Origin of the sequence: Arcanobacterium hippocoleae, assembly GCF_031456295.1 — a bacterium.
Taxonomy (GTDB): Bacteria; Actinomycetota; Actinomycetes; order Actinomycetales; family Actinomycetaceae; genus Arcanobacterium_A; species Arcanobacterium_A hippocoleae.
On sequence record NZ_JAVDUJ010000001.1, the window covers coordinates 1,796,600 to 1,815,673 of the forward strand.

Annotated in this window: 15 protein-coding genes and 1 tRNA gene; 13 read left to right on the top strand and 3 right to left on the bottom strand. The window is 48.9% G+C overall.

Annotated elements, in window-relative coordinates:
- The first annotated feature begins 75 nt into the window (after nt 1–75).
- The 3 genes from J2S36_RS07500 to J2S36_RS08635 all read left to right on the top strand — a co-directional run bounded on the left by J2S36_RS07500 (nt 76) and on the right by J2S36_RS08635 (nt 1,284).
- The gene (locus J2S36_RS07500) at nt 76–681 is read left to right on the top strand and encodes a sigma-70 family RNA polymerase sigma factor (protein WP_309957517.1); all 606 of its coding nucleotides are present in this window, start codon (nt 76–78) and stop codon (nt 679–681) included.
- Entirely contained in the window at nt 678–1,007 is a 330-nt protein-coding gene (rsrA, locus tag J2S36_RS07505; protein WP_309957062.1) for a mycothiol system anti-sigma-R factor, read from the top strand. The genes J2S36_RS07500 and rsrA overlap by 4 nt, the downstream gene beginning before the upstream one ends.
- 202 nt (nt 1,008–1,209) lie before the next feature.
- Nucleotides 1,210–1,284 (top strand): 50S ribosomal protein bL37, encoded by a 75-nt coding sequence (locus J2S36_RS08635; RefSeq protein WP_369794720.1) that lies wholly within the window; start codon nt 1,210–1,212, stop codon nt 1,282–1,284.
- A gap of 124 nt (nt 1,285–1,408) precedes the next feature.
- Here J2S36_RS08635 and J2S36_RS07515 read toward each other — a convergent pair whose 3' ends face one another.
- Both J2S36_RS07515 and J2S36_RS07520 read right to left on the bottom strand, forming a co-directional pair.
- A complete protein-coding gene (locus tag J2S36_RS07515) occupies nt 1,409–2,008 on the bottom strand; it encodes a GDSL-type esterase/lipase family protein (protein ID WP_374717348.1) in 600 nt (199 codons plus the stop codon).
- Nucleotides 2,009–2,306: 298 nt separating this feature from the next.
- A complete protein-coding gene (locus tag J2S36_RS07520) occupies nt 2,307–6,032 on the bottom strand; it encodes a multifunctional oxoglutarate decarboxylase/oxoglutarate dehydrogenase thiamine pyrophosphate-binding subunit/dihydrolipoyllysine-residue succinyltransferase subunit (protein WP_309957068.1) in 3,726 nt (1,241 codons plus the stop codon).
- A gap of 474 nt (nt 6,033–6,506) precedes the next feature.
- On the opposite strand from J2S36_RS07520, the gene J2S36_RS07525 reads away from it, so the two are divergent.
- The 3 genes from J2S36_RS07525 (at nt 6,507) to aspA (ending at nt 10,225) form a co-directional block, all read left to right on the top strand.
- Nucleotides 6,507–7,727 carry a M23 family metallopeptidase gene (locus tag J2S36_RS07525; protein ID WP_309957070.1) on the top strand — a complete coding sequence of 407 codons (1,221 nt, stop codon included), beginning with the start codon at nt 6,507–6,509 and terminating at the stop codon, nt 7,725–7,727.
- Between the two features lie 51 nt (nt 7,728–7,778).
- Nucleotides 7,779–8,588 (top strand): glycerophosphodiester phosphodiesterase family protein, encoded by an 810-nt coding sequence (locus tag J2S36_RS07530; protein WP_309957072.1) that lies wholly within the window; start codon nt 7,779–7,781, stop codon nt 8,586–8,588.
- A 185-nt stretch (nt 8,589–8,773) separates the two neighbouring features.
- Nucleotides 8,774–10,225 (top strand): aspartate ammonia-lyase, encoded by a 1,452-nt coding sequence (aspA, locus tag J2S36_RS07535; protein WP_374717335.1) that lies wholly within the window; start codon nt 8,774–8,776, stop codon nt 10,223–10,225.
- A gap of 88 nt (nt 10,226–10,313) precedes the next feature.
- On the opposite strand, the gene J2S36_RS07540 is transcribed toward aspA, so the two are convergent.
- A tRNA-Arg gene (locus J2S36_RS07540) sits at nt 10,314–10,386 on the bottom strand.
- A 240-nt stretch (nt 10,387–10,626) separates the two neighbouring features.
- Here J2S36_RS07540 and argS point away from each other — a divergent pair.
- From argS to J2S36_RS07575, 7 genes are all read left to right on the top strand, one after another.
- The gene (argS, locus tag J2S36_RS07545) at nt 10,627–12,300 is read left to right on the top strand and encodes an arginine--tRNA ligase (RefSeq protein WP_309957075.1); all 1,674 of its coding nucleotides are present in this window, start codon (nt 10,627–10,629) and stop codon (nt 12,298–12,300) included.
- Between the two features lie 118 nt (nt 12,301–12,418).
- Nucleotides 12,419–13,393, top strand: coding sequence for a homoserine kinase (locus tag J2S36_RS07550; protein ID WP_309957077.1), 975 nt, complete (start codon nt 12,419–12,421; stop codon nt 13,391–13,393).
- A 406-nt stretch (nt 13,394–13,799) separates the two neighbouring features.
- Nucleotides 13,800–15,542, top strand: coding sequence for a transcription termination factor Rho (gene rho / locus J2S36_RS07555; RefSeq protein WP_309957519.1), 1,743 nt, complete (start codon nt 13,800–13,802; stop codon nt 15,540–15,542).
- Between the two features lie 180 nt (nt 15,543–15,722).
- Nucleotides 15,723–15,935 carry a 50S ribosomal protein L31 gene (gene rpmE / locus J2S36_RS07560; protein ID WP_309957079.1) on the top strand — a complete coding sequence of 71 codons (213 nt, stop codon included), beginning with the start codon at nt 15,723–15,725 and terminating at the stop codon, nt 15,933–15,935.
- A 297-nt stretch (nt 15,936–16,232) separates the two neighbouring features.
- Nucleotides 16,233–17,336 carry a peptide chain release factor 1 gene (gene prfA / locus J2S36_RS07565; RefSeq protein ID WP_309957521.1) on the top strand — a complete coding sequence of 368 codons (1,104 nt, stop codon included), beginning with the start codon at nt 16,233–16,235 and terminating at the stop codon, nt 17,334–17,336.
- A 20-nt stretch (nt 17,337–17,356) separates the two neighbouring features.
- The gene (prmC, locus tag J2S36_RS07570) at nt 17,357–18,337 is read left to right on the top strand and encodes a peptide chain release factor N(5)-glutamine methyltransferase (protein WP_309957081.1); all 981 of its coding nucleotides are present in this window, start codon (nt 17,357–17,359) and stop codon (nt 18,335–18,337) included.
- Between the two features lie 83 nt (nt 18,338–18,420).
- Nucleotides 18,421–19,065 (top strand): L-threonylcarbamoyladenylate synthase, encoded by a 645-nt coding sequence (locus J2S36_RS07575; RefSeq protein WP_309957083.1) that lies wholly within the window; start codon nt 18,421–18,423, stop codon nt 19,063–19,065.
- Nucleotides 19,066–19,074 lie beyond the last annotated feature (9 nt).

The following is a 19,074-nucleotide window of genomic DNA, read 5'->3' on the forward strand; positions in this document are numbered from 1 at the left end:
GGCACTATGAAAGAAGGATCCGTCATCACCAAAAATTTTCCTGATGCTGTTGAGCAAAGCCAGGTAGCCCGAAATATGCCAGATTCAGGTGAAATGCAAAAGGTTGAAACTGAAACGCAAATGCTTTCCCGATTTGAGCAGGAAGCTTTGATTTACCTTGATCAGTTATATTCGGCGGCAATGCAGCTTACGCGCAAGCCGCAAGATGCTGAAGATCTCGTACAAGAAACATATCTGAAAGCTTATTCCGCATTTCACCAGTACCAGCCGGGCACGAATTTGAAAGCTTGGCTCTACCGAATATTGCATAATACTTTCATTTCAAATTATCGCAAGGCACAGCGCCGGCCGCAGGAAGTTGACGGCGCGCAAATCGAAGATTGGCAAGAGTATCGGGCTGCTTCGCATCAAAGTATTGGGCTTGAATCAGCTGAAGTGAAAGCGCTTGAAAATCTGCCAAACGAAGAAATTCGGCAAGCGTTTTCACAACTGTCTGAAGATCGCCGGCAGGTAGTGTATTTGGCTGATGTCGAGGGGTTTTCATACCAGGAAATTTCGCAAATCATGGGCACTCCAATCGGTACGGTGATGTCGCGGTTAAACCGGGGGCGGAAACAATTAAGGGAGATCCTGCATGAATATGCAGCTGAATTAGGATATGGAATGCAGGTGACGAAGTGAGTTACGAATCTTTAGATTTTGTGTTTGCACGATATTTTGCAGACGGTGCAGCTGCTCCACAATTGCGCCAACTGGCAGCACATCATGATTGTGATTGTAACTGTGATGATTTGCTTGAAAATATCTTTGAACTGCTTGATCGTGAACTTTCTGCAGCAGCTGCATTGCGTTTACTTGCACACGCCAAGAATTGTCCGGAATGTGTTGAACATTTAAGCAGTGAACAGCGAATCCGTGAATTGATGCGGAAATCTGTGGCTGATACGGCTCCGGCTGCATTGCGGGTGCGGATTACGGAGACTTTTGCACAGTTTCTCCAAAAATGATTCGCTAATCGAAACTGATCAGCCTTGGCAAAATGATCTGACGAGATCGCGCAGATTACGCCTTGGGAACTTGCAGTCTTGTGAATTTGCATGAAATTTTGTTTGCAGTGTGCGATTTCGAAGACTTTTTGATTAAATAGGTAGGCAGTGCAAATTTAGCGCACATATTCTTGTGCCGATTGAAGCACAAAGGAGAATAAAAATGTCAAAGCGTGCAAATAAGCGTCGTACCCGGAAAAAGGGTGGCGCAAACCACGGTAAGCGTCCAAACGCTTAAGCTGTGGTGTAATGCCAAAATGGGGTGCGAAATTCGTACCCCATTTTTTGCTTTTCTCGATTTTATTTTGCTTTACAAAGCTGTTTGGAATTTTCGCATTACTAATTTTTCCCACTGCAGCGAATTAATAGTCAGTATTTCTTTGCGGTAATCCAAGCCATTGATGCCAGCCGCAATGCAAAACCAGCCATGCCATCAAGCCGTATCCAGCTTGCCGTGGCGTATATTGGGCAGAAATAGACATATCCGTATTCCACTGTTCATGATTGATCAGTGGCGAGAAAGTGTCAACGTAGATTGTGGAACGACGGTGGCAAACCTCAGCAAAGGCCTTCGTGAGCATCCCGACTTCCCGTGCGCTTCGATCTGGTCGTGGAGGTGGCCCGACTACGAAAGTCGGAATCTGTAGCTGTTCTGCGTTATCAAGCAGGTTTGCCAGATAGAGACGTGAACGGGCAGCAGAAATCCCAGCATCAAGATCGTGTGAACCAAGCCCGATCACGAGCCGGTTATCGTATTCGCGATTCAACCGAGGTTCGACTTCACCTTGCCAACGATTCGTTAAAGCAGCAGTATTTTCGCCTGCAAAAGGCAGTGGGATCGGGAGGATCGGCGGATTGCTGGGGGTGCGTGCAAGTACACGCCCAACCCAACCCAATGCGCGGTCATCGCCCATCGTTGAGACAAGCTCATCGCCAACAAAAAAGATTTGCTTGTATTGCATTTTTCCCTGCTCGTTCGTCACCTTTGTGGATGCTGCCAGCAATTGCGTGAAAAATATGGCAATCAGCGCTTGCAAGCATATTTTGATATTAGTCGAAATCTGAGAATGTGCGTACTCTGATCGTTCCTGATCACGCAAGCAGATATGCAGCAGCGATGTGCGTAATCAGCAGGTGCAACAGCGGTATCAGGATCTCGTGCCGATTTCGCTGGTGAAAACCAGGTAAACTTTCAGCGCAAACCTGCTGCCGCAGCTTTCTGCGAGTCAGGATCTTAATGTAGAGCGCGAGAACTATGAACTACCGAGTGAAGGCGTGAGCGAGGATCTGCGCGATCTGCATCCGATGAATTGCTGCAATTCCAGTTGCCGGAGCTGCTGCCCGCGGACGTGAAATCAGCTGCGGCGAAATCCCCACTTCCGAGAAGACATTAAGTGCAAAATGGCTCCATGCGCCTTGATTCTGTGGTTCGTCTTGAACCCAAACAAACTTGGCATCGGGATACTTGTCCGTCTGCTGCCGCAGTTCAGTGATTGGATCTGGGTAAAGCTGCTCAACGCGAATAATCGCGGTGTGCCAATCCTGACGTTTTTCACGTTCTGCAAGCAAATCGTAGTATATCCGCCCAGAGCACAGCAGCACTCGATCCACAGTATTGATCCGGTCATCTATTTCACCGATCACTGGCTGGAATTGGCCTTGCGTGAAATCAGTAATTTGTGAGACGGCTGTTTTTCGCCGTAACAGCTGCTTTGGCGAAAATACGATCAAAGGTTTCCGTGGACGGATAAATGCTTGCCGTCTTAAGAGATGGAAATAGTTAGCCGGGGTTGAAGGCTGCGCAACGAGGAGATTATTTTCGGCACACAATTGGAGATAGCGTTCAATTCGTGCTGAAGAATGATCGGGCCCTTGACCTTCGTATCCGTGCGGCAAGAGCATTACAAGACCAGAAGTTTGCGCCCATTTTTGCTCAGCCGAAGAAATAAACTCGTCAATAATAGTTTGCGCGCCGTTGGCGAAATCGCCGAATTGTGCCTCCCACAGGACGAGTGCATCTGGCCGTTCTACCGAGTATCCATACTCGAAAGCAAGTACACCGTATTCCGACAATGAAGAATCAGAGATATTGATTTCGGCTTGTTCTTCTGTTAATCCGGAAAGCGGGGTCCATTCCTGACCGGTGACAGTGCAGTGCGCGGTAGCGTGGCGTTGTACGAATGTGCCGCGTCGGCAGTCTTGCCCTGAAAGCCGCACTGGTACGCCATCAATCAAGAGTGAGCCAAAGGCAAGTAATTCGCTAAAACCCCAATCGATATCGCCATTACGCGCCATTTCTGCACGCTTTTCGTAGAGTTGCCCAATTTTTTTATGCAATTGGAAGTTTTCAGGTGGCATCGTATGTGCATCGCCGATCCGTTGCAGTACTTGCGCACTTACTGCAGATTCCCAACCTACGATCGTCGAGTCTTCTTCGACTTGTGCTTTGGGCAGCCCCAGAACATCAGCGGCATCTGCGCTTGAGTCGATATTTTGCACTTTTTCAGCTTCGCGGACTTCAGCAAAAGCTGCTTCAAGCAGGTTTTGGAATTCCGCTTCCAAAGCTGCAAATTGATCGCTGGTAAATTCGCCGCGCCCAATCAATGATTCAGCATAGAGACGCCGTGTAGTGCGCTTTGAGTTTACCAGTGAATACATGATTGGTTGGGTCATTGACGGATCATCGCCCTCATTATGTCCGCGACGGCGATAACACGTAATGTCTAGGAATACGTCTTTATGGAACTCTTGCCGGTATTCGTATGCAAGCTGTGAGACGCGAACTACGGCTTCGGGATCGTCACCATTCACGTGAAAAATCGGGCATTGCAGACCTTTGGCGAGATCGGTGGCGTAGCGTGAGGAACGTGCTAATGAGGGCGCCGTCGTAAAACCGATCTGGTTATTTACAACGATATGGATTGTGCCGCCGGTGCGGTATGCCGGAAGTTGAGAATAGTTCAATACTTCTGCAACTACCCCCTGCCCGGCAAGTGCGGAATCGCCATGAATCAAAATCGGCAGTACCGGATATGAAGCATCACCTGTGGCAAAGCGATCTTGTTTGGCGCGTACAACGCCTGCTAATACGCCGTCAGCTGCCTCTAAATGCGACGGATTTGCTGCGAGGTAGACGGAGATCTCATCGCCGTCAAGGGAAGTGAAGATACCTTCTGTGCCGAGATGGTATTTTACATCGCCAGAACCTTGTTGGGCAGCTGGATCGAAAATCCCGTCAAATTCGGAGAAGATTTGACCATAGGATTTCCCGGCGATATTCGTAAGCACATTCAATCTTCCACGATGTGCCATACCGATTGCGGCTTCGGAAAGACCATCATGGGCAGCCCCTTGCAAAATCGTATCAAGTGCAGGGATCAAAGATTCGCCGCCTTCGAGAGAGAATCGCTTCTGCCCGACATATTTGGTTTGGAGGAACACTTCAAAGGCTTCCGCCTGATTCAAGCGGTGTAGAATATTGCGTTTGGTTTGATCGGATGCTGGTTTTGCTGGACGTTCGATCCGCTCTTGGAACCAGCGGCGCTGTACGGGATCTTGCAGATGCATATATTCGATGCCGACACTGCGGCAATATGATTCGCGCAGTTGCGACAGAATCTCACGTAAAGTGGCATGCGTGGTACCAGCAAAACCGCCGGTCGGGAAGGTGCGGTCAAGATCCCAAAGGGTGAGCCCGTAGAAGCTTAATTCCAAATCTGGGTGCCGTCGGACGTGGAAAGAGAGCGGATCGATATCGGCAATCAAATGGCCGCGGGAACGGTAAGCGTGGATCAATTCGGCGATGCGCGCTGGTTTGCCCATCTCGCGTTCAGCATTGTATTCCACATCGCGTTCCCAGATGAAGGGCTGGTAGGGAATACGTAGTGCCATGTAAATGCGTTCGTAGAAGCCATCAAGACCGAGTAGCTTTTCTTCCATTAAGCGTAAGAAACGACCAGAAGTTGCACCTTGAATCACGCGATGGTCATAGGTGGAAGTAAGATGTACGACTTTCGATACGCCGAGACGTGAAATTGCTGCATTAGAGGTACCTTGAAATTCAGGAGGGTAGGTCATCGATCCAACGCCAATGATCACCCCTTGGCCATTCATTAGCCGCGGGATCGAGTGGACGGTGCCCAGCCCGCCCGGGTTGGTGAGGGAAGCAGTGGTGCCAGTGTAATCTTCGATTTTCAGCAGATTTTCCCGTCCGCGCGCGACAAGGTCTTCGTATGCTGAGTGGAATTGGGTGAAAGTGAGCCGCTCTGCGCCTTTGATATTGGGCACTACGAGCGTTCGCGTGCCGTCCGGCTTGGCGACATCGATTGCGATTCCGAGATTGATGTTTGCGGGCTTGATCAACTGCGGTTTGCCTGCCTCATCCAGCCGGTAGGAGTAGTTCATTTCAGGCATTTCGGCTAGGGATTCAACCATTGCGTAAGCGATCAAATGGGTGAATGAAACTTTTCCGCCGCGAGTGGCAGCTAGGTAGCTGTTGATGACGGTACGGTTATCGAACATTACGCGGGCGGGAAGTGCGCGCACGGAGGTCGCGGTAGGAATCGTGAGGGATGCGTCCATATTCTTCGCGAGGCCGCGTTCGGCTCCTTTGAGGAAAATGATTTCCTCTTCATCTTCGCCGAAATTATCTGCCAGGGTGGGGGCAAGGTCATATTTTGCGGTATATGGGGTCAGGGCTGGACATGCTGCGGAGCGAGGAGCTGGCGGCAAATCTGAGCGGGTGACGTTGATATCCGCGGTAGCTGCACGGTCTGGATGTGAATGCAGATCTTGTTTTGTGGTGAGCCGATTTGCATCTGCTGTGGCTGAGGATGATGGTGAAGTTGGCTCAGGCGCGATGCCATTTAGCTGCCAGGTGCGGAATAATTCCTGCCATTGTTCGCCCACGCTGGAAGCGTCTTTGGTGAAAGAGGCATAGAGATCTGCCACGAATCCGTCATTTGGGCCAAAATGTTGGTCTACCATTGTGTCCTCAGCTTCGATTTGTAATCGTCCTTGATGCAGGCAATGCATTAATTTGCTTGTCGATACATCTCATTTTAATGACGATTAATCTGAATTTGCGCGCAAAACGAAAAAATACCTTGATTTGAAGAGATTTTATGTTGAAGTGTGGAGCGAGTGTAAAGAAGGAGCTGTTTGTTTCTCGGTAAATCGTAAAGAAACTTTCTGGAAAAATTATTGTTTGAGCTTTTTGGTGTTGATAATTTTGGTGCTGATTTGTCGGAAGTGTCTGGAAAATCGGTTTGCGTGAGTGCGGGCTGAAACTAAAAGATCTCCGCTCTGGAAAAAGAGTGCGTCACAGTTTTCTGGAGCAGTAGACGTTGTGTTATCAAACCGTTATGATTAACTTTAGTTTGCATCGTGGAAAGTCGAAAAGATTTTTCACAAGTGTAGTTTTTGTTGCAAAACAAAGGAATAAACCGAAGGAGAGACGGAGTGTCGCAAGAGCTTCTCACGGGGAAAACGTTACCTTCCCGCAAAGAACTTCGTCTCGCTCGGCAAGCTGCAGAGCGTGCGGCGCAGCTGGAAAAAGAGCGTGAAAATCCGCAGCAATTGGCGGGTGCCGGTTTGCCTTGTGAGATGCCAGAAATTCCACGCAGACGGCGAAGTATACAACGGCAAGAGAAACTGGATCGCGAAAAAGCCCCAAATTTATCACAAGTGGAAAAGCAGTTTATTGCCGTGCAGGGAGCTGCCGAAGTTTTGGCCTCTGGATCGTCAACGCCGTCAGCAAAGATGCCGGAAAAGTTGAAAACCGCAGAAGTTACAACGGCGATCCCAGCAATTTCAACCTGTGAAATCGAGACTGCGGCAGGTCAAAAAGCTTTCAATGCAAAATTTGCAAGTGCTGCTTCGGTGGGGCTGAAAAAATCTTCGGCGTTACACAATTTTATCCGGAAGAGTCCGGCGCTTTCCGCAGTAGCGGTGGCAGGTGTAGTGGTGGCAAGCATCGTCGGAGTGATGGAAGTGCAAAATGCCGTCGGTACAGCTGGCTTAAAGTATCCGAATTCGGTATTGAATACCGTTACCGCGAAAGAAACTGCAGCAGATGGTGCTGCAGAGATTCTGGAGCCAACTTCCGGCTCGGTTGAATTGGCGAAGTTGATTGAAACCCAGATGGCTGCGAACAGTGGAAAATTGCGTTGTGTTGATTATCAAGGTGCAAACAGCCTGAACTCAGCCTATGAATCCCCAGAGCAAAAGCAAGTATTTTTCCCAATGGAAACTGGCTCGTATCACATCAGTTCACCTTTTGGGATGCGGAAAAACCCTACTGGGCGCGGGATGGAATTTCATACGGGTGTTGATTTTGCTGCCCCTGCCGGTACCCCAATATATGCTGCAGCTGATGGTGTAGTGGAGATGGATGGTTCAGAAACTCCAGGCAATAACGATGTGCGCATCCGGCATGAAATTGACGGAAAAGTATTTTACACCTGGTATTTGCATAGCTATCGCGATGGAATTTTTGTAAAGGTTGGGCAAAAAGTGAAGGCCGGTGAGAAAATTGCCGAAGTTGGCAGCTCTGGTCGTTCAACTGGTCCACATTTGCATTTTGAAATTCGCCCAACGAAAGACTATTCAGAAAAGCCAGTCGAGCCAGTTAGTTTTATCAGCCAGCTCGGAGCAATTGATATTAGCCAGAAGTGCGAATAGATTTATTCCTGGTTTGAGACTTATTGCGATCAATGGGAAGTGGGTATTTCGGTGAAGTACCAACAGCGGAAGCCGTCTGAGCGAATTTGGAAGATTGGCGAAAAACCGATTGTGCTGGCGCATCGTGCAGGAGGGAATGAAGCTCCCGAAAACTCTTTTGCTGCGTTTATGAAAATGGAACAGCTCGGATTTAGCTATATTGAAACCGATGCACATGCGACGAAAGATGGCGTAGTGATCCTCTTTCATGATCCGGTTCTTGATCGCACCACGAATGGGCATGGGATGGTGTCAAATTATACTTGGGAAGAGCTTACTGATGTGCATGATGAATCAGGAAATTCGCCAGTGCGTCTCGATGAAGTACTTGCGCGTTTTCCGGATCTGATCTTGAATATTGACGCAAAAAATTTCAAAGTAGTAAGACCATTGGCGCGAGTGATTCGGGAGAAAAATGCCTTGCGTCGGGTGAGTCTTTCCTCTTTTAATGAGACTCGTTTGAAAATGCTGCGCAGAATGCTGCCGGGAGTGGTTACTTCGCTCGGGCAGGGGGCGATGGCGCTGCTCTTATTGCAATCGAAATTGCCGCGCAGACTGCAAAAATTTGTTGATCGGCTTGTGCCTGGAGTAGCACAAGGTGCACAAGCGATTCAGGTGCCGTGTGTATTTGCAAAAATCAATATTGTCACTCCGCAGCTCATTGATTTATGTCACCGTCGCGGGCAGGCTGTGCACGTGTGGACGGTGAATGAGGCTGACGAAATGTTGCGGTTGCTGAAAATGGGGGTGGACGCAATTATCACTGATGAACCTTCTTTAGCGCGGCGCGTAATTAACTTTTACTGGGATGGGGCTTACTAGAAATTTACTGCCGCCTGTGTATTTCGTGAATCTGGAAGCAGATTAGGCAGAAAACGATTTTAATTTCTCGTGAAATTTGGTTTTCCTTTCAAGCTATATCTCAATCTCAAGATATAATTGTGGTGCGTGAAATAAGCTGTTACGGCATAAATCTCGCACTCCTCATGCAAAGACGCTTGAAAGGAATGAAGATGACTGATCGGATTGAAGAAGACCTCCTGGGCACGCGAGAAGTCCCAGCCAATGCCTACTATGGGATCCATACCGTTCGTGCAATCGAAAATTTTCAGCTTTCAGGGCAAACGGTTGGTGCCATGAAAGAATTTGTACCGGCAATGGTGCAAGTGAAAAAAGCTTGTGCACTGGCGAACGAGGAGCTAAAAGTATTGCCGCACGATATCGCGCAGGCAATCGTAGCCGGATGTGATGAAATCCTTGTGCAGCACCGCTGCCTTGATCAATTTCCAATCGATCAATTTCAAGGCGGAGCAGGCACCTCCGTCAATATGAACACGAATGAAGTGATTGCAAATCTTGCGCTAGAATCGCTGGGATTTGCGAAAGGGCGTTACGATGTAATCAATCCAAATGATCATGTAAACAAATCTCAATCAACGAATGACGCATATCCGACGGGGTTGCGCTTAGCAATTTTTGCAAGCGTGCAAAAACTTAATTTGTGTGTGGCGAAATTAGCTGAAACTTTAGCGCAAAAGGGCACGGAATTTGCACATATGTTGAAAATGGGACGCACACAATTACAAGACGCGGTACCAATGACGCTGGGTCAGGAATTTCATGGTTTTGCCACAAATTTACGCGAAGAAATTGAAGTATTAGAGCGCGTTTCGAGTTATTTACTGCATGTGAATCTTGGCGCAACAGCCATTGGGACAAAACTCAATACGCCGCCAGATTATGCGCAAACGGCAGCTAAGAAGTTGGCCGAAGTTACCGGTCTGCCAATTACATCCGCGCCGGATTTGATTGAAGCAACTTCTGATAATGGTGACTATGTGAGCGTGCATGCGGCGTTGAAACGGCTCGCCCATAAGCTCTCGAAAATTGCAAATGACTTGCGTTTGCTTTCCTCTGGGCCACGAGCGGGCTTCAACGAAATCAACCTTCCGCAATTGCAGGCCGGATCTTCGATCATGCCAGCAAAAGTCAATCCCGTCATTCCCGAAGTGGTAAACCAGGTCTGCTTTAAGGTGATCGGTAACGATCTGACGGTGACGATGGCTGCCGAGGCCGGGCAATTGCAGCTGAACGTGATGGAACCGGTAATAGCGCAAGCAATGAATGAATCGCTCTCATTGCTGATCAACGCCTGTGACACGCTGCGGACGAAATGCATTGCCGGAATCACCGCCAACCCTGAAGTAATGCGCGGGCATGTGTATCGTTCGATCGGGGTAGTGACATATCTGAATGAAGTGATTGGGCATCACAATGGTGATCGCATCGGGCAAGAAGCGGCACGTACTGGTAAATCTGTAAAAGATGTGGTTGTGGAAATGGGGCTGCTGACAGCTGCGGAAGTAGACCAGCTCCTCACCGAAGAAGCATTTATGAATCCAACGTATCGCGGTAGATACTATCGCGATGATGAAAAAGGGATTTTGCAAAAACCTTAAACGAATGAATTAAAACGATCCTAGCAGTTACTGATGACTGAACTGCGAGGATCGTTTTAATGTTGAAACTCTGCGATTCTTTGCATTGTGCCCCGAACAGGATTCGAACCTGCGACCTTCCGCTCCGGAGGCGGACGCTCTATCCCCTGAGCTATCGGGGCGGGGACTTTGCCTAGTCTAGCAATAAATACCACGAGTACAGAAATCCGGACGGAAAATCGAGACAATTTGTGAGCCGGATAGCTTTCTGCTTCGTCTGTAATAAAGCTGCTGATACCAACCCAAAAGTGCGAAAGAAAGATCTAATTGCACATTTTCGCAATGTGGTGCAGGGAAGAAAATTGCCCGATTTCACGTCTTCTCACATTGGGGGAAAAGATGTGAGCCGATAGAATGAACCCATGACTCCTGAGGAATTATCTGCATATCTACAAAGTGTATTATCCGAATCTGTAGCGAATGGTGAAATTTCCCTCGCATCTGAAGATTTGCCAAACGAGGTGAAAATTGAACGTCCACGCTCGCGTGAGCATGGAGATTGGGCAACAAACCTTGCAATGCAACTGGCAAAGAAAGCCGGTATGAATCCGCGTGCTTTGGCAGAAATTTTGGTAGCGAAACTGCTTGCGCATGATGGGATCGCAGGCGCAGAAGTAGCTGGTCCAGGATTTATTAATATCACTTTGGAGGCCGGTGCTGCCGGAGAATTAGCACGTACGATCCTTGCGCTCGGTAAGGATTACGGACGCAGCGATATCGAAAAAGGGAAAAAGGTAAATCTCGAATTCGTCTCTGCAAACCCCACTGGCCCAGTACATATTGGCGGTGCAAGATGGGCAGCTGTCGGCGATTCTCTTGCGCGGATCCTTGAGGCAACAGGTCAAGAAGTTACCCGTGAATACTATTTCAATGATCATGGGGCACAAATCGATCGATTCTCGGCATCGCTGCTCGCGCGCGCTCGCGGGGCGGAAGTACCAGCTGATGGCTATGGCGGGCAATATATTACTGATATTGCGCAACGGGTACTTGCTGCGCACCCGGAGGTAGATCTTGCACAGCTTGACGATGCTGCGGCACAGGAGTTTTTCCGGGAGCATGGAGTGAATCTGATGTTCGGTGAGATCAAGCAGGAGCTGCGTGATTTCCGGGTCGATTTTGACGTTTTCTTCCATGAAGATTCGCTCTATGAACAAGGTAAGGTGGAAAAGGCGATTGAGCGTCTTGCATCTGCCGAGATGATTTATGAACAAGATGGTGCCAAGTGGGTGCGCACCACCAATTTCGGTGATGATAAAGATCGCGTGATCATCAAGAGCGATGGCGAAGCAGCGTATTTTGCGGGAGATATTGCATATTATCTGGATAAGCGCGAGCGCGGTGCCGATTATGCGGTCTATCTGCTGGGAGCTGATCATCACGGTTATATTGGGCGAATGTATGCGATGGCTCGCGCATTTGGTGATCGTGCGGGCAAGGGTGAAAACCTTGAAATTTTGATTGGGCAATTGGTTAATCTGGTAAAAGACGGGCAGCCAGTGAAAATGTCAAAGCGTGCTGGCACGATCGTGGTACTTTCCGATTTGGTAGAGGCTGCTGGAGTTGATGCGGCGCGTTATTCCTTGGTGCGTGCAGCAATGGATACCACGCTGGAGATTGATCTTGCCGTCATTTCTTCAAATACAAATGACAACCCGGTTTATTATGTGCAATATGCGCATGCCCGGACTTGCTCTGTCGCTCAAAATGCGGCGCAGCATGGGGTTACGCGTGATGATTTTGATCCGAGTAAGCTCGATTCTCAAGCTGATGGGGAATTGCTTGCTACTCTCGCAAAATATCCGGAGGTGGTGGCGCAGTCCGCAGCTTTGCGTGAGCCACATCGTGTCGCCCGGTATCTCGAAGAGCTTGCTGCTGCTTACCACGGTTGGTATGCAAAATCGCGTGTGACTCCGCGTGCTGACGAAGCAGTAACTACCACGCATCAGGCACGTTTGTGGCTGAATGATGCTGCAGGCCAAGTTTTTGCGAATGGGCTTGGGCTTTTGGGTGTTAGTGCGCCGGAAAAGATGTAAGAAGTAAAAGATATTTGCACAATCCAGGGGGCGCGTTTGGGTCGGCTCAGGTAAATGTGCGTCATGAATGATGCTTTGTGATCCTCATGGATTGTGTGAAAATCTTGGAAAGAACAGCATGCGAATTGTTAACGAGCAGGTAAATGTGCGAGTGCCAGCTGGCATATCGTTATTCCGTGCAGGTTTTTCAAATCTCGCATTAAGTTTGAATTTATGGGATGAAATTTCAGCCTCGTTTACTACGCGGGCTTCCCGCGCGATCGTCCTTGGGCAGGGGAGTCGGCAAATTGCACAAGATGAACGCCATCCAGTGATTCAAACAATGCATCGGCTGCTTTCAGATCTGGGGCAGCCGGCTTTCGGGATCGAGCTTGTCTGCCGGAACAATATCAGGCGGAATATCGGTTTAGGCGAAAATGAAGCACAGATAGCAGCGGCGTTATTGCTGGTAAAAGGGATGCTTGGGAATCCGGCAGAGCTCTCACTACCGATATTGCGTTGTTTCGCTGAACGCTATCGGGGCGATTGCGCGATCTTGACGGCGATACTTGCTGGAGGTGCGGCGCTTACCTGGCCGAGTCGCAAATCGCCGGGTTCGGCACAGTTAGCGAAAAATGTATTGCTCGCTCCCGCTGGTGCAATAAATTTGCAAACGCAGCAGCAATCTGGATCCAGTTATGCTGCGCTACAAATCCATTCGGATTTGCGTCTCACACTGATTACCAGCAGCTTTGACGATTCAATGGATTCCCGAGCAGTGAGTGCGAAAGAGGTGGACTTTCAGCTACCGGCATCACATACTGCAGCATTCGTCTATGCGTTGCAATACGATCCGCTGCTGCTGTGTGAAATTACAGGCAGTATTTCGTGGCATTCTGCTTTGGAAGCAAATCCGGAAATTGCCGCGAGCGCAATTACTGATCTTGCCCGATCATTGCAAAAAGCACACTGGCCGGTGATCTATACCGAAACAGGGACTGCACTGCTTTTGTTTGCAAAAATGCCGCAAGCAATGCAGGCAAAACTAATAGATGCAGGTTTTGCAGTACAAGAAGTTGCTGCTGCGCAGGCTGCTGTGAATTATTTTTCCTGAACTTTTTACAACTTCGGCAATCTTAATTTTTTCTTTTTATGCTTTGCAGCCTCAAAGCTGGAGCGCATGAATAAATGCAGCTGCTGCGAAAAGTAATTTTCAGCTTCGCTGTAGCATCGGAAATGTGCGTGAAACTACTTAGATTTTACCCGAACATATTTTCAAATTAGTGAATCATTGTGTAAGATTGAGCCAGGTAATCACGGCTCGATGTTTAAGCCGAATTTTTCGCTTGCAGATTCAATTGTTTTAGCGGATTGCCAGATCGAAAATTAAATGCTTTTCCGTTTGATACGGGAGCATGATCATCCCGAGGCCCGAATCTAACAAGTACGTCAATGTTTGTGACGTCCGGGGAAGGAAACCTGTGAAAGAAACTGAAGGTGCTGAGCGTAAAGTAGCTACAATGCTACTTCCGGAATTAAAGCAGCGTGCAGCTGAGCTCGGTATTAAAATGCCGCCAAAATCGCGGAAAGCTGATTACATTGCAGCGATCCAAGAAAAACTTAGCGGGAGTACGCAATCGCGAGAATCCGGATCTGCGCAGCCCCCGCAGCGCACGCGCAAAGTACGCAAGAGCAGTACCGGGGATGCCGATGCGTCAGCAGATTCACTTGATGTGGCAAAAGAAGCTCCATCGATTGCAGAAAAACGCAATCGTGGGCGAAATAATGCACGTACTGCGGAAGAAACTGGAGTGAAATCCGGCAAAGTTGAGATGACTCCAGAAGAAAAGCAGGCAGCTTTAGATGCACTTGGTGATGCAGCACAGCGGCGCGCTGATCACAAGCGGAATAGCGATGGCACAGAAGTTGAAGGTGAGCGCGAAAACGGGCATCATCGGCGTGAGCGTAATGGCCGTCGTGATCGACGCGATCGCAATGGGCGGCGCAACCGTCGTGAACGCAATAATAATGACCGTCGTAATGTGCAAGGCGAAGAATCGCTGCAATATGAAGAGCAGCATAATTCGGAAGATGCACAAGCTGGAAATGAAGAAGTTTTGATTCCAGTGGCAGGTATTCTTGATACTGCCGGAACGAATTCTTATCTGCGCACTGGTGGATATCTGCCAGGAAAATCTGATGCGTACGTATCGCAGCAAACGATTAAGAAGTATGGCTTGCGGCGGGGAGATGCCGTAGTTGGTGCAGTGCGTTCAGTTACTGACGGCGCGGGACGGCGTGGTCAACGTCAGCACAAGTACAATCCGTTAGTGGAAGTAACTTCTGTGAATGGGCTGACGCCTGAGGCAGCACTGCAGCGCCCGGAATTTAATAAGCTTACTCCGTTGTACCCACAAGAAATGCTACGGATGGAAACAACCAAGAATGCGCTGACAACCCGCGTAATTGATTTGGTTGCGCCAATTGGAAAAGGGCAGCGCGGGCTGATCGTTTCGCCACCGAAGGCGGGTAAGACGATGGTAATGCAGCAGATGGCTGTAGCTATCGCAAAGAATAATCCAAATGTGCATTTAATGGTGGTATTGGTAGACGAACGCCCTGAAGAAGTGACTGATATGCAGCGCCTGGTGAAAGGTGAAGTGATCGCTTCGACCTTTGACCGTCCCGCTTCGGATCACGCAATCGTTGCCGAACTCGCAGTAGAACGGGCAAAACGGTTGGTAGAACTAGGGCAGGATGTGGTCATTTTGCTTGATTCGCTTACTCGTCTCTCGCGTGCTTACAATCTGGCTGCGCCAGCATCCGGGCGGATTCTTTCTGGTGGTGTAGATGCAGCTGCATTGTATCCGCCAAAGAAATTCTTTGGTGCTGCGCGCAATATTGAAGACGGTGGTTCATTGACGATCATTGCTTCAGCTTTGGTTGAAACAGGATCGAAGATGGATGAAGTGATTTTTGAAGAATTCAAGGGGACGGGAAATATGGAATTGCGGCTTTCCCGGCAGCTCGCCGACCGGCGGATTTTCCCGGCAGTTGATGTGAATGCTTCAGGTACTCGTCGTGAAGAACAGTTGTTCAGCCCAGAAGAGCTGAAGATCGTATGGCATTTGCGGCGTGCTCTCGGCACGCTTGATGTCCAGGAAGCATCCGATTATCTGCTTGGGCGGCTGCGGAAGACCGAATCGAATAAAGAATTTTTAGTCTCCATTGTGCGCGGGATGCAAGCAAACGGAGCTGAGTGATTCCTCACGGAGCTAGAAAAATTTAATTGAAAATGGTTTAATAAAACGTCGGCTACTGGTTCACCGGTTCACGGCAGGTTTGATGCAAATATAAATGCGCATCTGCTGCAAGCGGCCTCCGTCCGTGCGGAGAATGTGTGGATTGGACCCAGGAGCATTCATCGATCCAAGGAGAATATTATGAAGCAGGGAATCCACCCTGAATACACCCCAGTACACGTAAGCTGTACTTGTGGCGCGGAATTTGATACTCGCTCTACGCTTGATACCGATCACTTGCGTGTGGATGTTTGCTCCGCATGCCATCCGTTCTACACCGGTAAGCAGAAGATCCTCGATACCGGCGGTCGCGTGGCACGCTTCGAAGCACGTTACGGAAAGCGTAATAAGTAGCTTTTATTTTGAACGCCGGCTTTCGCGATGCGAGGCCGGCGTTCAACGTATCCAAAGTGAAAACCGTTCTGAAACTAAATTGCAATCGCAACCGCGTTCGTTGTTTACTGCATCGCATCATGCATGATGCATCATTGCAGATCGCAAAGAAGCTGGAAAACAAATGCAATAGAAAACTGTGCACAAGGTAAACTTGCTTTTCAGATCGGCAAATAAGGGAACGGCTGACGGCGTTCCAAATGTTGCAGATATTTTGCAGACAAAAGGATTTTTATGAGCTCCGATTCTCAAAAACAAATTAATACTGAATACCCTGCTGCGGAAGCGATGCTGTTAGAATATCGTGATTTAGAAGCGCAAATGGCTGATCCACAGGTGCTTGCAAATCCGGAGCGATTGCGCCAACTTTCACGGCGCTATGCACAACTCGGACCGGTTGTTACGCGATATCGAAACTGGTTGAAAATTGCGCAGGATCTTGGCGAGACTCGTGAGATCGTGGAACTCGGCGGTGCGGACGGAGAACTTTTTGCAGCTGAACTCCCACGGCTTGAATCTGCTTATGAACTGGCTGCAGAAGATTTACGGAATGCACTAATTCCGCGTGATCCTGATGATTTACGCGATGTGATTTTGGAAGTGAAGGCAGGGGAAGGCGGCGAAGAATCTGCCCTCTTTGCTGCTGATTTGCTGCGGATGTATCAGCGTTATGCGGAGACGAAAGGCTGGAGCACCCAAATTCTCAATGCTACCCCGACCGATATGGGTGGGTTTAAGGATGTGCAAATAGCGGTGAAGGCAAAAAGCGTGCCTGAAGATCCACGTGATGGAGTTTGGGCATGGCTGAAGTTTGAAGCTGGTGTGCATCGGGTACAGCGAGTTCCCGTAACTGAGTCCCAAGGCCGGGTGCATACTTCGGCTGCCGGAGTACTGGTATTTGCCGAAGTTGAAGATCCAGGCGAAATCGAAATCAATGATAACGATCTCCGAATTGATGTTTTTCGCTCCTCTGGGCCTGGCGGGCAGAGTGTGAATACGACCGATTCGGCTGTGCGGATCACCCATTTGCCGACAGGGATCACTGTGTCAATGCAAGACGAAAAATCACAGATCAAGAATCGTGAATCGGCAATGCGAGTATTGCGCGCGCGTTTACGGCAAATGCAGTTAGCCGAGCAGGCAGCGAAAGAGGCAGATCAGCGGCGCAGCCAAGTGCGCACAGTAGACCGTTCTGAGCGGGTGCGTACCTATAATTTTCCAGAAAACCGGATCTCTGATCATCGTACGGGATACAAGGCTTATAATCTTGATTCAGTGATTGACGGAAATCTCGCAGCAGTAATTGAATCATTGCGTGAAATGGACGAAGCTGAACGCCTTGCACACGCTTCGGAAAACTGATTTTAACTGACGAGCCAGAAATGACAAATTCTGCGAAAGAATCACGTAACAGGCAAAGTAAAGATGAAAATTCAGTGCGCGATCTGAATCAGGCGATTGGGGCAGCAATTAAACGGTTAGCTACCGCCGGTGTGGCCAGTCCGGCGGTAGATGCGCGCGAATTAGCTGAATTTGTGCTTGGCTGCCGGTTGTATCGTGCAGCTGGTGAATTTTCAGCGGAGCAGTCTGAAGCTTATGCGCAGTTGGTTGAAAAACGGGCAGCACGGATACCATTGCAGCATCTCATTGGCAAAATGTGGTTTCGTGATCTGGAATTAAAGTGTGTGCCGGGCGTATTTATTGTGCGTCCGGAAACTGAAATGGTTGCAGATAGCGCGATCGCAGAAGTAAGACGGCTGCAAAAAATGGGTGAACGCAATCCACTCGTATTAGATCTTTGCAGTGGATCGGGCGCAATCGCAATTGCAGTAGCGACAGAGACACAAAATAGCAATGTACATGCGGTTGAAATCAGCCCGTTAGCATTTGCGATTTCCGGTGAAAATAATCGTCAATATGGAAGTCTCGTATCCTTTCAGCAGGGTGATGCATTAACTGTTGATTCTGATTTTGCTGGAAAAGTCTCGATAATCGTGACGAATCCACCGTATGTGCCGCCTGGTCATCGGCTTTCCCCAGAGGTGCTTGCAGATCCTGAACTTGCACTTTATGGTGGAGGTGCCGATGGGCTTGATTTCCCGCGTCGATTGATCCAACGTTCCTTCCAACTGCTGCGGCCAGGTGGTCTGCTGCTCCTTGAACATGCTGATGAACAAGCAAATGAGATTTGTAAGATTGCTGGAGCTGCTGGTTTCAGTGATCCACGTACGAATCTTGATCTGGCGCAGAAGCCAAGATTTTTATCGGCGCGAAAACCTGCTGCACACGATGATGTTGTGCAAGGTGTGAAAACGGGATCACCCGATTTTGCAAAAAAGAATGAGAAATCCAAATTTGCGTAAATAATCGCAGCGGCTACTGCAAAGATATCGCTGCAAAAAATTCGGAGGCAGCTAGGATAATAGACGAGAGATAGAGAGTTGAAATGTTTTTTGATGTACGCGGTGAGAATGCCGAAGAAGGTATTGCAGCAGCAAAAAATGCGATCAAAAACGGGAAGGTAGTATGCCTGCCCACTGATACTGTTTATGGAATTGGTGCTAATCCGTTTGATGCTGAGGCAATCACGGCACTTTTAAGTGCGAAATCACGCACCCGGCAAATGCCTCCGCCAATATTAGTTCCTGATTGGCAAACGGTGGAGAAAATCGCAGCCTGGATCAATCCAGCTGCGATCAAGTTAGCTGAAAAATATTGGCCTGGTGCACTAACATTAATTTTTCCGGCAGTGGATGATTTAGGCTGGGATCTTGGGGAGACGCATGGTACTGTCGCAGTGCGGATGCCCGATGATCTAGCTGCGCTTGAACTGCTCCGTGAATGTGGACCGCTCGCCGTCACGAGTGCAAATATCACTGGTCAGCCGCCTGCCCAAACGATTACTGAGGCGTACCAGCAGCTTGGCGAAGCGGTAAGCGTTTATCTCGATGGGGGAGTGAGTCGCACTGGGGTGCCGTCTACAATTTTGAAATTTGATCCAGCTTGGCCTGATGCAGCGCAAGTGATTCGTGAAGGTGCTTTGCCGTCAGCGCAGCTACTTAACTTTGCGCAATTGAAAGTTCGTGCGTGAGGAGTCGAG

Coding starts and splice junctions, on each gene's coding strand:
- J2S36_RS07500 (WP_309957517.1), top strand. CDS start 76: ATGCCAGATTCAGGTGAAATGCAAAAGGTTGAAACTGAAACGCAAATG.
- J2S36_RS07515 (WP_374717348.1), bottom strand. CDS start 2,008: ATGCAATACAAGCAAATCTTTTTTGTTGGCGATGAGCTTGTCTCAACG.
- J2S36_RS07520 (WP_309957068.1), bottom strand. CDS start 6,032: ATGGTAGACCAACATTTTGGCCCAAATGACGGATTCGTGGCAGATCTC.
- aspA (WP_374717335.1), top strand. CDS start 8,774: ATGAAGATGACTGATCGGATTGAAGAAGACCTCCTGGGCACGCGAGAA.
- argS (WP_309957075.1), top strand. CDS start 10,627: ATGACTCCTGAGGAATTATCTGCATATCTACAAAGTGTATTATCCGAA.
- J2S36_RS07550 (WP_309957077.1), top strand. CDS start 12,419: ATGCGAATTGTTAACGAGCAGGTAAATGTGCGAGTGCCAGCTGGCATA.
- rho (WP_309957519.1), top strand. CDS start 13,800: ATGCTACTTCCGGAATTAAAGCAGCGTGCAGCTGAGCTCGGTATTAAA.
- rpmE (WP_309957079.1), top strand. CDS start 15,723: ATGAAGCAGGGAATCCACCCTGAATACACCCCAGTACACGTAAGCTGT.
- prmC (WP_309957081.1), top strand. CDS start 17,357: ATGACAAATTCTGCGAAAGAATCACGTAACAGGCAAAGTAAAGATGAA.
- J2S36_RS07575 (WP_309957083.1), top strand. CDS start 18,421: ATGTTTTTTGATGTACGCGGTGAGAATGCCGAAGAAGGTATTGCAGCA.